The organism is Vibrio sp. B1ASS3 (assembly GCF_905175355.1).
GTDB lineage: Bacteria > Pseudomonadota > Gammaproteobacteria > Enterobacterales > Vibrionaceae > Vibrio > Vibrio owensii.
In genome coordinates this window covers 725406-742578 of sequence record NZ_HG992743.1, presented here as the reverse complement: position 1 = coordinate 742578, position 17173 = coordinate 725406, and the positions used below count along the sequence as shown (strand labels likewise).

Here is a 17173-nt window from a genome sequence, read left to right as displayed (position 1 = left end):
CCTTGTCTAGGACTGGTTACATTGAGCTTTGATCGAAATCGTTGCCTTGGTCAGTACCCGTTTGAGTATCCGAGTCGAAGCTGCCAGAGTCATCCGTGAAGTCGACACCTTGATCTTGACCTCCCGCACTTGTCCAGTCGCTGCCGCCAGATTCCATACCCGCCATGTCTGGTTGCTGATCTTGAGCAGAACCTTGCATGGTGTATTGATCATCGACTTCAACTTCAACTGTGCCACTCGCACCTTCTACTGCGCTGCCCAATTCATCGTAACCTTGGAATTGGATTTCGCTCGTACCTTCGTAACCTTCTGGTAGGTCAACCGATACTGGTTGGTTCAGGTTGCCACTTAATGTGAAGCTACCATCGCCATTATCCAGTGCGTTGCTTACTGATGCACCATCAGGTAGACCGGACATTTCTGCATAATCCACCGATTCGTTACCACTGACCTCATCTGGAACCGAGATAGAAATGGTATCGCCTGGTGCTGCAGTCACATCAGCTGCGCTCTCCTCTTCACTGTCTGCACCGTTTGCTGCTTGCTCTTCAGGCTGTTGCGCTTCGCCGACTTGCTGCTCTGATGATGCTTGAGCAGTTTGGATTTGTGGCTCGTCACTTTGCGCTGAATCGTCCGCAACTTGGATGCTCAGATTCTGAGTCGATACTTCACCGTTGTCGTTGACCTGAACATCCATAGCCAAATTGCCGTCGAAGTCATCGTTCGGCCAGTATGTCCACTCTTCATCACCTGATTTCGCGAAGAAACCTGCATCGTTTGCATCGGCCACATCCAACACTTCTGCTGAAGGGCTAATGCCAAGTTCATCAATCAACTGTGCTTCCGTTAGTGTCAGTGAACCATCATCAGCCAGTGCGTAGCCTTCGCTGGTTGTGGTTTCACCTTCACCTTGGATGTCGACATTAAAGAAGCTCTCAATGCGGTTTTCACCGTCAGTTGCAATAAAGCCAACTTGAACATCTCCGGTGTAGCCTTCTGCTGGTGTGAATTGGTAGTTACCTTGGTTATCGGTCTCTATCACACCTTGACCTTCCATTAGGCTCACTGACTCAATGCTTAAGCTGTCGCCTTCTGCATCGCTCAAGGTCGATAGCATGTCATCATTGGTGAACGACAAGGTGCCATCCGCTGCCATTTCTGTGGTAGAAATGCTGTCGATTTCTGGAGAAGCATTATCTTGTGGTGCGTCTTCTTTCACGACCACACCCGTTTGCTCATCATGAAGCACACCGTCTTTATCAATCACATAAGCGATATCCGCTTCACCAGTAAAGCCTGGTGCTGGATTGAATGTCCATGTGCCATCACCGTTATCGACAATCTCACCTTGGCTGCGATCAGCTAGGTGAACGAATTTCACTTCATCACCCGCGTCAGCGTCTACGTTTTCTGCCAATCCGATTAGGTCATCAGCGGTTAGGATAACGGGTTCACCTGCTAGGGTTTCGAAGTCACCTGAATCGATGCCATCTTCGAACTCTTCTGGCTCATCACCATAATCCACCGTTGTTGCGGTCACGGTTACGAAGAACTCGCCATTAAAGTCAGCCGGAGGCGTCATTTGCAGGTCTGAGATATCCCACTCGTTCAAGTCGATGTATTGACCCGGTTCCGTAATGGTAATGGTGTTCACACCATCCGTAACTTCGAAGCCAACAGGGAAACCAGTCATCACTAGGTTACTTAGCGTTTCTGAATCGTCGATTAGACCGACATTCAAGCCTAGGTGACCCGTTTCGTCCTCACCGAAGACTAACGGACCATCATGGTCGGTTGTAATGACTGCGCCATCCGCAACAGGGCGAACAAACACTGGTACATCAAGTACTGTTTCAAACTCACCGTCACTTACCACAACTTGCAAGTCAGAAACCCCTGCAAAATCGCCAGTCGGTGTGAATGTCCAAGTACCGTCACCGTTGTCTGTTACCTCACCACCATCTTCACCTTCTGCGGTGATAATACGTGATACGACTAGGTTTTCAGTATCGATATCGCCGAACAAGTTCATCAGGTCGCCAGCGTCGAAGGTGAATGCGCCATCCTCGTCGGTTGCCATAAAGGCATTACCCACATTAAATGGAGCATCGTTGACTGGAATAACATCCACATTCAACGAGCCTTCAACCACTTCTTCACCATCCGTCGCGGTGTAGCCCAGTTCCACCAAACCATTGAAGTCTTGAGTGGTTACCAAGTGGTACATACCATCTGGCTGCTGGGTTAATGTCGCGTTTGCAGGAGCACGAACCGTGATGCTTTCTACGCTGATTTCATCACCATCAAGATCCGTAACTTGATCAGCGATGTAAGCTGGGTCAATCACCATGACCACATCTTCTTCGCCTTGCATCTGGATGGTTGGCGCTTCTGGTGCATCGTTAACCGCTTCGATGTTTAGATTGCCTTCAACCGGCGTCACTAAATCACCATCGCTGACGCCGAACGACATTGGCACATCACCATTGAAGTTCTCAGCCGGAGTGAATGACCAAGTGCCATCACCGTTGTCTAGCAAGTCACCGTATTGCTCATCAATCACTAGGTCGACAGCAGACAGTTCGTCGTAGGTGTTGTCGATGTCTGTCGCGTTAGCAAGCAACATGTCCTGCGTAATAAGAATGGTGGTATCTTCGGTGCCAACAATATTCACTGGCGTTGATTGCGGCGCATCGTTAATTGGGTTCACCGTTAGGTCGACGCCCACTTCCACGCTCGCACCATCGTTATCAATCAAGTCGAAGCTTAGGTCGATATCGCCATTGAAGTTCGCATCAGGCGTAATCGTAAAGCTACCATCTTGGTTCTCAACAACGGTTGCATTGGCTACCGCGGTTAAGTTCACTGCTTCTAGATTATCGCTGTCGACGTCACCCGCTTGAGCCAGTAACTGCTCTTGACTCAATGTGATTGAACCGTCTTCATCGACGCTGTAAGCCAAGTCGCCAGATACCGGAGCATCGTTGACTGGCAATACATCAATGTTCGCGTTGGTTGTCGCAGTTGCACCGTCTTCATCAGCGACTACTACGTCTAGGCTTACGCCACCGTTGAAGTTTTCATTTGGTGCGAAGCTGTAAGTGCCATCGTCATTCGCCGTTAGAATACCGTCGCTACCACTGTAAGAGACGCTTTCTAGGCTCACGTCACCTTCCACATCGCTTGATTGCGCTAGCAGTTGCTCTTCCGTGAAGATAATGACTTCGTCTTCATTGACAGAGTAACTGGTCGCACCTGCGATTGGTGGATCGTTCACCTCAAGTACTGTGATACCCGCAGTGGTCGAGTCTGTCGCACCCTCTTCATCGACAACTACAACGTCTAGGCTGACCTCGCCATTGAAGTTCTCGTTTGGAGAGAAGGTGTACGTACCATCGCCATTGTCTTGGAAGACGCCATCGTTACCACTGTAAGTCACACTACTGATGTCTACGCCGCCTTCAATATCCGACGAATTAGCCAGTAGTTGCTCGTCACTGATGGTGATCGAGTTGTCTTCATGTACTGTGTAAGACGTACTGCCTGCCACCGGTGGATCGTTCTCTGGCGTCACACTCACATCAATGTTGGCAGAGGTGGTATCCGTACCGTCTGATACATCAAACGTGAAGTTCACATCGCCATTGAAGTTCTCGTTCGGTGCGAAGCTGTAAGTGCCGTCACCATTGTCGGTTAGGACACCGTCCGCGCCAGTGTAAGTCACACCTTCAACGGTTAGGTTGTCACCTTCTACATCCGTCGCGCCTGTTAACAAGTCTGCGTCTGTGAAGGTAAGAAGACCGTCCTCACCCACGGTGAACGCTTGATCTTGTGGCTCTGGCGCATCATTGACTGGTGTTACTGTTAAGTCGAGACCAGCCGCAACCACTTCTTCCCCGTCAGTCACATCGTAGGTGAACTCGATATCACCGTAGAAGTTCTCGCTCGGAGTAATGGTAAAGCTGCCATCCTCGTTCATTTCAACCGTTGCATTTTCATCATTGGTGCTCAGGTTGATTGCGCTTAGATCATCACCATCGATATCAACGGCATGCTCAAGTAACTGCTCTTGAGTTAGCGTGATGCTGTTGTCTTCGGCAGTGACTGCGCTGATATCACCCGTAACTTCTGGTGCATCATTGGTTGGCAAGATATGAATCGTCACATCTTGCGTCGCTGTCGCTGTGGTTCCGGTATCCACATCCGTAGAGGTTGCGTTCACGGTTAGTGTCACATCGCCGTTGAAGTCCGCAGAAGGGATAAACTCTAGTCCTTCTAGCTCGCCTGGTTGTAGTGACCAAGTGCCGTCACCATTATCGACACCTGCCGATAGTGCGCTGCCTTCTGGCACATCTTCAATCAAGATAGCGAGGTTTTCTGAACCATCGGTATCGGTTAACGCAGCATCGATATCAAGCGGCACTGGCGTATCTTCGGTACCAATGATTTGGTAATCCGCGTCCGCTACCGTGATTTCGATGTTGTCGATGCCGAATGACTCGTCAGGAATACTTTGGTTTAGTGTAGAACCAAAGCCCAACTGAAGCTGACCGTCTTCCACCGGAACGGTTAAGTTCACTTGGTGTGCCTGATCATTCCAGAAGCTAAAGCCTTCGCCTTGTGAAGATCCATGGACGACTTCACCCACTTCATTACCATCTGAGTCGTAAAGCGTTGTCGTACCATCTTGAGTACGGAACGCGGAGTTCTCCAAGGTGGTTAGCTGTTCACCGCCGACAAAGATTTGGAACGACTCGCCATCCCAAGAATCGATTTCGTAGAAGCTAAACGAGATATTCACTTCGTTGACATCGCTTGGGATCTCGTAGGTTTTGCTGACCGCTTCATCACCGCCAGTGCCACCAATACGACCCAGCATGTCGCCCGTTTCGAAGCCTTGTGAACTTTCAGTATTCGCGTTCCAACCGTTCGAGCCAGACTCGAAGTTGTCTGAAGCAATCACCAAGTCCGAAGCAATCGACAGCTCTGGCATATCAACCACAGATTGAACATCAATGTTCGCTTCAGCAGGAACCGTTGCAGTGCCATCGTTGACATCAAACGTCACGTTCACGTTGCCGTCGAAGTTTTCATTCGGTGCGAAGGTGTAAGTGCCGTCACCGTTGTCGACTAACGTACCGCTATCAGAGGCAACGTTTTCAACCGTTAGGTTATCACCATCGATATCACCTGCATTTTGCAGCAGTTGCTCTTCAGTGAAGGTGAAGCTGGTGTCTTCTTGCGTAACAAACTGTGGCTGACCAACCGTTGGCAAGTCATTCACTGGGTTCACAGTCAGATCGGCAGTCGCTTGAATGGTTGCATCACCGTCCGTAATGTCGAAGCTCAGATCAATGTCACCATTGAAGTTCGCATCAGGCGTAATGGTAAAGCTGCCATCATCGTTTGCCGTCACCGTTGCATCACCGTCAACCACTAAGTTAGTCGCGGTTAATGCGTCGCCTTCTACATCCGATGCTTGAGCAAGAAGCTGCTCTTGGCTTAGCGTAATTGAATTGTCTTCATCGACACTGTAAGCCAAGTTGCCCGATACTGGCGCATCGTTGATTGGCAATACATCGATGTTTGCGTTAGTTGCCGCAGTTGCACCGTCTTCATCAACAACCACAACATCTAAGCTAACATCGCCATCAAAGTTGGCGTTTGGTGCGAAGCTGAATGTGCCGTCACCGTTATCGGTAAAGATACCGTCGGAGCCGCTGTAGCTCACGCTATCAATCGCAACTTCACCTTCAACGTCAGAAGCGTTCGCCAATAACTGCTCAGAGCTAATGGTGATGACTTCGTCTTCGTTCACTGAGTAGCTGGTCGCGCCTGCAATTGGTGGATCGTTCACCTCAAGTACTGTAATACCTGCGGTAGTTGAATCCGTCGCACCGTCTTCATCGACCACGACAACGTCTAGGCTCACTTCGCCATTGAAGTTCTCGTTTGGCGAGAAGGTGTACGTACCGTCACCATTGTCTTGGAACACACCATCTGTGCCGCTGTAGCTAACGCTATCAACCGCAACATCTCCTTCGACGTCTGATGAATTCGCCAGTAACTGCTCGTCACTAATGGTGATCGAGTTGTCTTCATGCACTGTGTAAGACGTGCTGCCTGCCACCGGTGGATCGTTCTCTGGCGTGACTGTCACATCGATATTCGCGGTCACGGTATCCGTGCCATCAGAAACATCGAAGGTGAAGTTCACGTCGCCATTGAAGTTTTCGTTTGGAGCGAAGCTGTATGTGCCATCGCCATTGTCAGTTAGGACACCGTCCGCGCCAGTGTAAGTGACACCTTCTACCGATAGGTCATCACCATCGATGTCCGTTGCACCATCAAGCAGATCTTGGTCAGTGAAGGTCAACACGCCATCTTCACCAATGGTGAACGCTTGATCTTCCGGCTGCGGCAAGTCATTAACTGGGTTAACGGTCAGGTCCGCCGTTGCAACAATAGTATCGCTGCCGTCGTTGATATCGAACGTGATATCAATGTCGCCATTGAAGTTCGCATCTGGCGTGATAGTAAAGCTACCATCGTCGTTTGCCGTAACCGTTGCATCACCGTCAACCACTAGATTAGATGCGGTTAGCGCGTCCCCTTCCACATCCGATGCTTGAGCAAGAAGCTGCTCTTGGCTAAGTGTGATTGAGTTGTCTTCGTCGACGCTGTACGCCAAGTTACCCGATACTGGTGCATCATTGATTGGTAAGACATCGACTGTGATGTAAGTATCAACCTCTGCGCCGTCTTCATCGCGAATGGTCACATCCAACTGCACTTGGCCGTTGAAGTTTTCATTCGGTGCAAAGCTACAGGTGCCATCGCCGTTTACTGAGAAGATACCATCTGGACCGTCGTAGCTGATGCCAACTAGCTCAACATCCCCTTCAAAATCCGAAGCATTCAGTAGCACTTGCGATTCACTGAAGGTTAGAACTTGGTCTTCATCGATAGTGTATGCGGTAGGACCTGCGATTGGTGGGTCATTTACCTCAATCACAGTAATGCCAGCAGTGGTAGAGTCCGTTGCACCTTCTTCATCGACAACGACAACATCTAGGCTCACCTCGCCACTGAAGTTCTCGTTTGGTGAGAAGGTGTAAGTACCATCACCGTTGATTTCTAACACACCATCGTTACCGCTGTAGCTCACGCTATCAATCAACACATCGCCTTCAATATCCGATGAGTTCGCTAATAGCTGTTCGTCACTGATGGTAATCGAATTGTCTTCATGAACGGTGTAAGCCGTGCTGCCTGCAACCGGTGGATCGTTCTCTGGCGTCACTGTTACATCGATATTCGCGGTCACAGTATCCGTGCCATCAGAAACATCGAAGGTAAAGTTTACGTCGCCATTGAAGTTTTCGTTCGGTGCAAAGCTGTAGGTACCATCACCATTGTCAGTAAGAACACCGTCCGCGCCTGTGTAAGTGACGCCCTCAACAGATAGGTCATCCCCTTCAATATCGGTAGCGCCTGTTAGCAGATCCGCATCAGTAAAGGTCAGCACACCATCTTCACCAACAGTGAACGCTTGATCTTGTGGTTCAGGCGCATCGTTAACTGGTGACACCAATAACTCAAGGTTGGTTGAGACAACATCATCGCCGTCAGACACATCGAACGTAAAGGTGATATCACCATTAAAGTCCGCATCTGGCGTTAAGGTGTAAGTGCCGTCACCATTGTCTGTGATGGTGATGTTTTCATCATCCGTTGCCAGATTCAGTGCTGTCAGTTGGTCTCCATCCAAGTCACTCGCATTAGCAAGCAAATCTTCTTGCGTAATTAGGATTGAACCATCTTCTTCAACCATCGCTGAAACAGGCAATGCTTCAGGCGCGTGTTCAATGTGGGCACCTGTTGCATTGACGTAGATGGTTTGAGAAACGGTTTCAGAATCATTATTTGATAGCTCTGTTGCCGTTGCCGTTACGTTGATTTCTAGCTGTTGGTTAAAGTCTTCTGGCAATTGAATCTGTAGCTCTTGTTCAATTGCTGTGGTTGGAAGCGTTACAGAACCATCTGGACCGACTGTCACTTCACCGCTGTAGATCTGGCTGTTCACTTCACCGACATCAATGGTGAAGTTGAAGTCGGTGTAATCGGCATCGCCGCCACCGTAGAGATCTTCAAAGCCGTAAACCAGTTCACCGTCCTCGTTCACGGTGGTTCGGGTATGCTCAATACCATCTTGGTTAAGCTCTGAGCTTGAACCACCATGGAAGACTGCATCACCGAATTGACTTTGAATCACGGTTTCAGAACCATCAGCACCAACAAACACGAGTTGCGGGTCAACTGTATCCATGTTCGCAGGAGAGCCATCTGCCGCACGGAACTCGTACTGACCATCTTGCATGGATGCAAAGTCATTGAAGTTATGACCGTTAGGAATCAAGAATAGGTTGAAGCTTTCCCCTTCCGAGATTTGGAAGCTGAACTGATCTTGTCCCGGAACGAGGTCACCGCCGCCGCCAACTTGAGAGGCGTTTTCGTATACCACTTCAACGCCCGTGATGTTGCCATCTTCATCGACTTTGTAGTAACCCGCTGTGTTTTGGTAACCCGCGGTTTCACCTTCAAACGTAACCGTGATTTCAGTATCGTTGAAACTGGTGATACCGTTGTCTTGATCGTTAAGTACCCCTTCATTGTCGTAACTGATCACCGAACCTTCAGGAACACCATCCACGGTCACCGTCAGCGTTTCTGACAAGTCTTGGTCAACCAATGCTGCGGCAATGTTCACTTCAACAATACCGCCTGGCTCAACCAAGATTGCTTGATCATCCACGTTTCGACCATCGCCATCAGTGATGACTAGGTCTGGCGCATCTGCCACGGCTTCGATATGGACATTAATGTCTTGCTCAACTTCATCAGTACCGTCAGAAACCGTAAAGCTGAATTGCAAGTCACCACTGAAGTGCTCTTCTGGTACGAAGCTAAACGTACCGTCACCGTTGTCCGTTACAGTACCTTCATCACCCGAGTAGTTAATGCTGGTAACGGTGAGGTCATCACCATCAATATCAATCGCGCCACTTAGCAGATCTTCTTGCGTGAACAGGATGCTGCCATCCTCTTCAATGTGGTACATGCCAGGTGCAACAATTGGAATGTCATTGACTGGGTTCACCGTCAATGTCATTTCATTGGCAACACTCAATTCACCGTCGCTCACTTCATAAGTAAACTCGATGTCTCCATTGAAATGTTGTGAAGGCGTAACGGTAAAGGTACCGTCGCCGTTGTCCACGATAGAGGCATTCGGGTCATTGGTTTCTAGTGCCGTTGCGTATAGGTCATCACCATCTTGATCGCTAGCGTTTTCAAGCAGCATTTCTTGTGTCACGAGGATAGATCCATCCTCGTCCACGTCTGCCACGATTGATGCTGCTTCTGGAGCATCGTTGACGAACTCAACTTTCAAGTCGATGTTTGCCGCCACCACATCGGTGCCATCGCTCACATCAAACGTGAGGTCAACATTACCAAAGAAGCCCTGCTCTGGCGTTAACGTGTAAGTGCCATCGCCATTGTCTGTCACTTGAACCGTGTCGCTTAAACTCGTCACGTTCACAACAGATAAATCATCGCCTTCGATGTCCCTCGCTTCAGCCAGCAGCTCTGCTTCAGTAATCGTGATAGCTTCGCCATCTTCTGTAGTGAAGGACAAATCAGGTACATCTGGCAGGTCGTTCACTGGGTTAACGGTGAGGTTTAGATCCGCAGCGACGGTTTCGATCGCGTCAGTTACGTCATAAGTAAATTCGATTTCACCAAAGAAGTTTTCGCTCGGTGTAATCGTGAAGCTACCATCAGCGTTCTCAACGATGGTTGCATTAGGATCGTTGGTCGACAGGTTCACCGCTTCAAGGTTGTCACCATCCACGTCCGTCGCGTTCGCTAACAAGTCTTCTTGAGTGATGGTAATTGAGCCATCTTCATCAACGACCGCATCAACCGGGCCGCTGACCTCTGGACCTTCGTTGACGATCTCAACATCGATCTTCGCAGTGCTTGGTGCACTTGCTTGACCGTCGCTGATGTCGAAGGTCAAGTTCACTTCACCATAGAAGTTCGAAGTTGGTTCGAAGGTAAAGGTGTTGTCGCCGTTGTCTGTCAACGTACCTTGTGACTGGTCAACAAGCAGCAGATTTTCGATATGCAGAATGTCGCCATCCACATCGGTCGCACCTGATAGCAGGTCTTTTGCTTCGATGATGATGGTGCCGTTTTCTAGCATTTGAGTATGCAGCGGCGCACCAGGAACTGGCACATCGTTGACCGGAATAACGGTCAGATCTAGATGGGTATCGACTTCATCGGTGCCATCGAAGACTTTGTAATCGATATCGACTTCACCATTGAAGTTTTCATTCGGCATAAAGGTGTAAGTGCCGTCGCCATTGTCGACAAGCTCACCGTTATTACCGCTGTAAGAGATATCAGAGATAGACAGCGCATCGCCTTCCACATCACTTGCATTGGCAAGCAGATCGTCCGCGCTAAACGTAATGCCCACATCCTCATCAGTCGACAACACAATTGGACCAGAAACGATTGGCGCATCGTTTACCGCTTCGAAGTTGATGTTGATGATGTTGTCGTCGGTGAGTTCACCATCCGTGACTTGGTAACCTAGCTCAATCTCACCGTAGAAGTTCTCATCTGGTGTAACTGTCCATGTACCATCGCCGTTGTCGGTTAACGTAGCGTGCTCCGCGTTGTCCCCCACCAGCTCAAGGTTTTGAATATCAAGAACGTCACTATCGATATCACTCGCTTGTGCGAGAAGCTGCTCTTCTGTGATTACCACAGAGGCAAACTGCGTAGAACCTTCGGTATCAATGGTCACATTTGGCAGGTCAGCGGTCAGTTCGATTTCACTGTCACCTTCACGGATATTAAGCTCTACCGTTTCCGTGATTTCCGTGCCGTCCACGCCAATAGATGTGAACACCGCTTCATCATGACAAGTTTGCGAAACCGTCATGTTTTGAACCACGTAAGTACCGTTACCTTGAATCGTACCTAGCTCAAAGTAAGACACCGGCTCGTTCACCGTTAGAGTGTAATCCGTCTCATAGCTACCACGATCTTCTTTGTGGTAAGTCATCGAGTCGATCAAGTCACCATCAGAGTTGAATGCGCGAATTTCGACTTCGGTAAAGTGGCGAGACTCTTCCATAAACCAGCCGCCTAGACCATCTAGGTGGAAGCTGATTTCGTTGATGTCTTGACCTTCAACGCTCACAGTCAGTTTTTCATCACCACTCAAGCCTTGACGGTCAGTATCGCCAATACCGTGACCGATGTGTGTTTTACCATTCCAAGCACCGAGTGGGTCATCATTACTTTGAACAGTAACTTTCAAATCGCCATCGACAAACTCACGAGTGTAAGGGTCAACAGCCGTACCCCAATCATCAAGGCTGGCGTTGTCATCAAAGGTACCAATTTGACTCGTGTGCGTACCGTTCGCCAATGCATCATCATTTGGAATGAAGCGCACTTCCGTGTCTGCAGGAACCTCCTGCCCGACTTCTAGCTGTACCCATTCGTCATTTAGATTTGCTTCAATGATGCCGTTTTCAGGGGCTTGGTCGAGACGTAACGCAGGCTCTTCACGCAGAGAAACACCCACTGTTTGGTCTTCTTCCGCTTGAATAAAGATCTCGTCGCCCGCTTCTGGCGCATCGTTGACAGGATTAACGGTCAGATCCAACGTGGTCAGAACATCATTTTCGCCATCGCTGACGTTGTAAGTGAAGTCCAACTCACCGTTAAAGTTTTCGGTGTGCGTAATGGTGAAAGAACCATCGTCATTGGCTACGATCGTCGCATCCGGGTCATTGGTTTGCAGATTGCTGGCAACAAGGTCATCACCTTCAATGTCTGTCGCATTCGCAAGCAACTGTTCTTGTGTAATGGTGATGGCGTTATCTTCATCCACCTCCGCTTGAATGCCTGACGTTTCAGGTGCGTCGTTCACCGCGATAACATCGATGCCTGCGGTTGTCGTATCCGTTGCACCATCTTGGTCGATAACCGTAACGTCGAGAGAAATGTTACCGTCAAAGTTTTCATTTGGCGTGAAGGTATATGTGCCGTCGCCATTGTCCACGAAGCTACCGTCGTTACCAGAGTAGCTAACATTCGCCAAGGCTACGTCACCTTCCACATCAGAAGAGTTGGCTAACAACTGCTCGTCACTAATGGTGATTTGACCATCTTCTTGAACCGTGTAAGACGTAGAACCTGCTACCGGAGGATCGTTCACTGGAGTCACGCTGACATCAATGAATGCTGGTGTTGAACCTGTGCCGTCAGACACATCGAATGTGAACTGAACATCACCGTTGAAGTTCTCATTCGGCGCGAAGCTGTAAGTGCCATCACCATTATCGGTAAGCACACCATCCGCACCTGTATAGAGAACGTTTTCGATAGACAGATCATCGCCATCAATATCCGATGCGCCTTCCAATAGGTCTGCATCCGTGAACAGCAGGGTGCCATCTTCTTCTACCGTGAACTGTTGATCTTGCGCTTGTGGCAAGTCATTCACAGGATTAACCGTAATATCCAGACCAACTTGTACCGAGCCGCCATCGTTATCAATGATATCGAAGGTCAGATCTAGGTCGCCGTTGTAGTTTTCATCCGGTGTGATGGTGTAACTGCCATCATCGTTGTATTGAATTGTCGCGTTGTCATCTGTCGATAAATTGATGGCTTCAAGGTTCTCGCTATCAATATCGCCCGCTTTGGCAAGCAACTGCTCTTGGCTTAGCGTAATTGAGCTGTCTTCGTTGATGGTGTAAGCCAAATCACCCGATACTGGAGGATCGTTGATTGGCAATACGTCGACATTGATGTGCGTATCAACGGTTGCCCCATTCTCATCTTGAATGGTCACATCCAACTGAACTTGACCATTGAAGTTCTCGTTTGGCGCAAAGCTGCAAGTACCATCGCCATTGACGGTAAAGATACCATCCGAGCCTTCATAGCTGATGCCAACAAGCTCTACATCGCCCTCGATATCAGATGCGTTGGCAAGAATTTGTGACTCACTGAATGTCAGTACTGAATCTTCGTCAACCGAGTAAGACGTTGGACCGGCAACTGGAGGGTCATTCACTTCAATAACCGTAATGCCTGCGGTCGTTTCGTCAATAGCTCCTTGCTCATCCGCCACAATCACATCAAGGCTGATATCACCACTGAAGTTCTCATTCGGCATGAAGGTATAAGTGCCGTCACCGTTGTCTTGGAATACGCCATCGGTGCCTGAATAGGTCACGCTATCGATGGACACTGCGCCTTCTACATCCGAAGAGTTAGCCAGAAGCTGCTCGTCGGAAAGGGTAATCGCGTTGTCTTCATCAACCGTGTAAGACGTTGCACCCGCAACCGGAGGATCGTTGACTGGAGTGACGCTCACGTCCACATTTGCTGGTACGGTCTCAGTGCCGTCAGAAACACCAAAGCTAAAGCTGACATCGCCGTTGAAGTTTTCGTTTGGTGCAAAGGTGTAAGTACCATCGCCGTGGTCAGTCAGCACACCATCGCTGCCTGTATAGCTAATGCCGTCAACCGTTAAGTTATCGCCATCGATGTCGGTCGCGCCGGCAAGTAGGTCTGCGTCGGTAAACTGAAGCGTGCCGTCTTCTTCAACACTGAACTGCTGGTCTTGAGGGACAGGAAGATCGTTAACTGGATTAACCGTTAGATCCGCTGTTGCTTGGATAGTGTCTGTGCCGTCCGTAATGTTGAATTGGATATCAATGTCACCATTAAAGTCCGCATCTGGCGTAATCGTGAAGCTGCCATCGTCGTTCGCTGTAACGGTTGCGTTTCCATCGACAGTCAAATCGCTAGCAGTCAGGTCATCGCCCTCAATATCAGACGCTTGAGAAAGAAGCTGCTCTTGGCTGAGTGTAATCGCACCGTCTTCATCAACGCTGTAAGCCAAATCACCCGATACTGGCGCATCATTGATTGACAATACATTCACATTGATGACGGTATCAACTTCTGCTCCATCTTCATCTCGAATGGTGACATCAAGTTGAACTTGTCCGTTAAAGTTCTCGTTTGGCGCGAAGCTGCACGTGCCATCATCGTTAACGGTGAAAATGCCATCCGGACCATCATAGCTAATGCCAACAAGCTCTACATCGCCTTCCACATCAGAGGCATTCAACAGCACTTGCGACTCACTAAACGTCAGAACTGAATCTTCATCAATAGTGTAAGAAGTTGGTCCAGCGACTGGTGGATCGTTCACTTCCAGCACCGTAATACCAGCAGCGGTGGCATCCGTTGCGCCTTCTTCATCAGCGACGACGACATCAAGCGTCACTTCACCATTAAAGTTTTCATTTGGAGAGAAGGTGTACGTACCGTCACCATTGATTTGCAACACACCATCGCTGCCAGAGTAGCTCACGCTATCAATCGAGACATCCCCTTCTAGATCCGAAGAATTTGCCAACAGTTGCGCGTCAGAAATGGTAATAGAGTTGTCTTCGTGAACCGTGTAAGACGTTGAACCAGCCACCGGAGGATCATTCACCGGCGTGACGCTCACATCTACATTCGCTGAAACCGTATCTGTGCCATCAGATACGTCGAAGCTGAAGTTTACATCGCCATTGAAGTTCTCATTTGGCGCAAAGCTATACGTGCCATCGCCATTGTCAGTTAGAACGCCGTCGGTGCCTTCATAGCTGATTCCGGTTACAGAAAGGTCATCGCCTTCAATGTCGGTCGCACCAGCAAGCAGATCCGCATCAGTAAATTGCAGCGTGCCGTCCTCTTCCACACTAAATTGTTGGTCTTGAGGAACAGGCAGATCGTTGATTGGATTAACGGTTAGATCGGCGGTTGCTTGAACGGTATTCGTGCCATCTGAGATATCAAAGCTAATGTCGATATCACCGTTGAAATCTGCGTCCGGCGTGATGGTGAAGCTACCATCGTCATTTTGAGTCACCGTCGCGTTGCCATCTACCGAAAGGTTAGAAGCCGTCAGTGCATCGCCTTCCACATCAGAAGCTTGCGACAACAACTGCTCTTGGCTCAGACGAATCGAGCCATCTTCATCCACTGAGTAAGCAAGATTGCCAGATACTGGTGCGTCATCGACAGGCGTGACGCTTACATCAATGTTGGCAGAAACCGTATCTGTGCCATCGGACACATCAAAGCTGAAGTTCACATCACCATTGAAGTTTTCATTTGGCGCAAAAGTGTAAGTCCCATTACCGTTATCGGTCAGGATGCCGTCGCCACCGTCGTAGCTCACACCTTCAACTGTTAGGTTATCGCCTTCAATATCCGTTGCGCCAGTAAGCAGGTCTGCGTCCGTAAAGATCAGCGTGCCATCTTCTTCCACGCTGAACTGCTGGTCTTGAGGAACCGGCAAATCGTTGATTGGGTTAACGGTTAGATCAGCGGTTGCTTGAACGGTGTTCGTGCCATCTGAGATATCGAAGCTGATGTCGATATCACCGTTGAAATCTGCGTCCGGCGTGATGGTGAAGCTGCCATCGTCATTTTGAGTCACCGTCGCATTGCCATCTACCGAAAGGTTAGACGCCGTCAGTGCATCACCTTCCACATCGGAAGCTTGCGACAGCAACTGCTCTTGGCTCAAACGAATCGAGCCATCTTCATCCACCGAGTAAGCAAGATTGCCTGATACTGGTGCGTCATCGACAGGCGTGACGCTTACATCAATGTTAGCAGAAACCGTATCTGTCCCGTCAGACACGTCAAAGCTGAAGTTCACATCACCATTGAAGTTTTCATTTGGCGCAAAAGTGTAAGTCCCATTACCGTTGTCGGTCAGGATGCCGTCGCCACCATCGTAACTCACACCTTCAACTGTTAGGTTATCGCCTTCAATATCCGTTGCGCCAGCAAGCAGGTCAGCATCGGTGAAGATCAGAGTTCCGTCTTCTTCCACCTCAAAGGTTTTATCTTCAGGCACTGGTGCGTCATTGATTGGACGAACGGTTAAATCGATAGAACTTGAAACGGTTTCTTGACCATCACTGATATCAAACGTTAAGTCGAGTTCACCATTGAAATCAGCGTCCGGAACCACGGTGAACGTGCCGTCACCATTGTCTTGAACCGATGCATTCGCACCTACTTGGACGTTAGACGCAACAAGGTCGTCGCCATCAACATCACTTGCGTATTCGAGTAATTGTTCTTGCGTGAAGGTAATGGTGCCATCTTCATCCATGATGTAAGCCAGATCTTGTTCTACCTCTGGCGCATCGTTTTCACCTTCGACTTTAATTTGGAACGTTTCGCTCGTAGTTTCTGAGTCGAAATCATCTTCTACTTGCGTCGTGGTCTCTTCACTGGTGTCTTGAACGTCCACCGCAAAGGTTTCTTCTGTGGTTTCTGAATCTAGGTTATCACCACCTTGTGAACCTTCAGAATCAGATGAAGAGGCACTTGGCGCAGCCGAAGTTTGTACAGCTTGTCCTTGTGCTTCATTGCCTTCTGCGTCCGAACCACCTTCAGAGCCAGAGGCATCACCGCCACCAACAGCTTGTGCACCCGCACCGGAAGCCGCACCGCCGCTGCCAGCCGCTTCTTCACCAGACCCACCGTCTGATGCCACGCTGTCTACCACATTCGATTGAGCGGCATCCGAACCACCGCTACTCTCTGGCGCGTCTTCTTGTACCGCACCACCGGACGCCGAGGCTTCTTCCTCTGCTCCGGCACCACTTGGGTTATCTTCCATCGCCTGATTGGCTTCATCTGCTGCGTCGGTGTTTTCAGCACCTGTCGCTACGGTCGAAGCAATCGTATTCTGTTGATTTTGCTGATTCTGCTGCTGGGAGGGCGTACCCGCGTCATTGGTTTCCGTTTGTTCTACCGCGTCATTTAGGTCTTTGTTTTGGTTATTTTGGTTGTTGTCACCTGCCATTACAGCCTCCGTTGCCATTAGCTAACTGATCGTGTTTAGAGGCAGTAAAGGACACCATTCTGGAAAACCAACTTTTTTATCCAACTTTTTTCATACTCATGTTGTTTAACCAGAAAGAGGTAAAAAAAATTTGAAAACGCAATTTAAAGATCCTTAGTTATTGTCATTAAAGCAATTAGGGCGGTG

At 49.2% G+C, this 17173-nt stretch carries 1 protein-coding gene; it reads right to left on the bottom strand.

The window, feature by feature from the left end; all coding sequences use genetic code 11:
* Positions 1 to 16: 16 nt before the first annotated feature.
* The gene (locus KJB05_RS21795) at positions 17 to 16987 is read right to left on the bottom strand and encodes a tandem-95 repeat protein (protein ID WP_208444485.1); all 16971 of its coding nucleotides are present in this window, start codon (positions 16985 to 16987) and stop codon (positions 17 to 19) included.
* Between the last annotated feature and the right edge of the window lie 186 nt (positions 16988 to 17173).

Coding starts and splice junctions, on each gene's coding strand:
- KJB05_RS21795 (WP_208444485.1), bottom strand. CDS start 16,987: ATGGCAGGTGACAACAACCAAAATAACCAAAACAAAGACCTAAATGAC.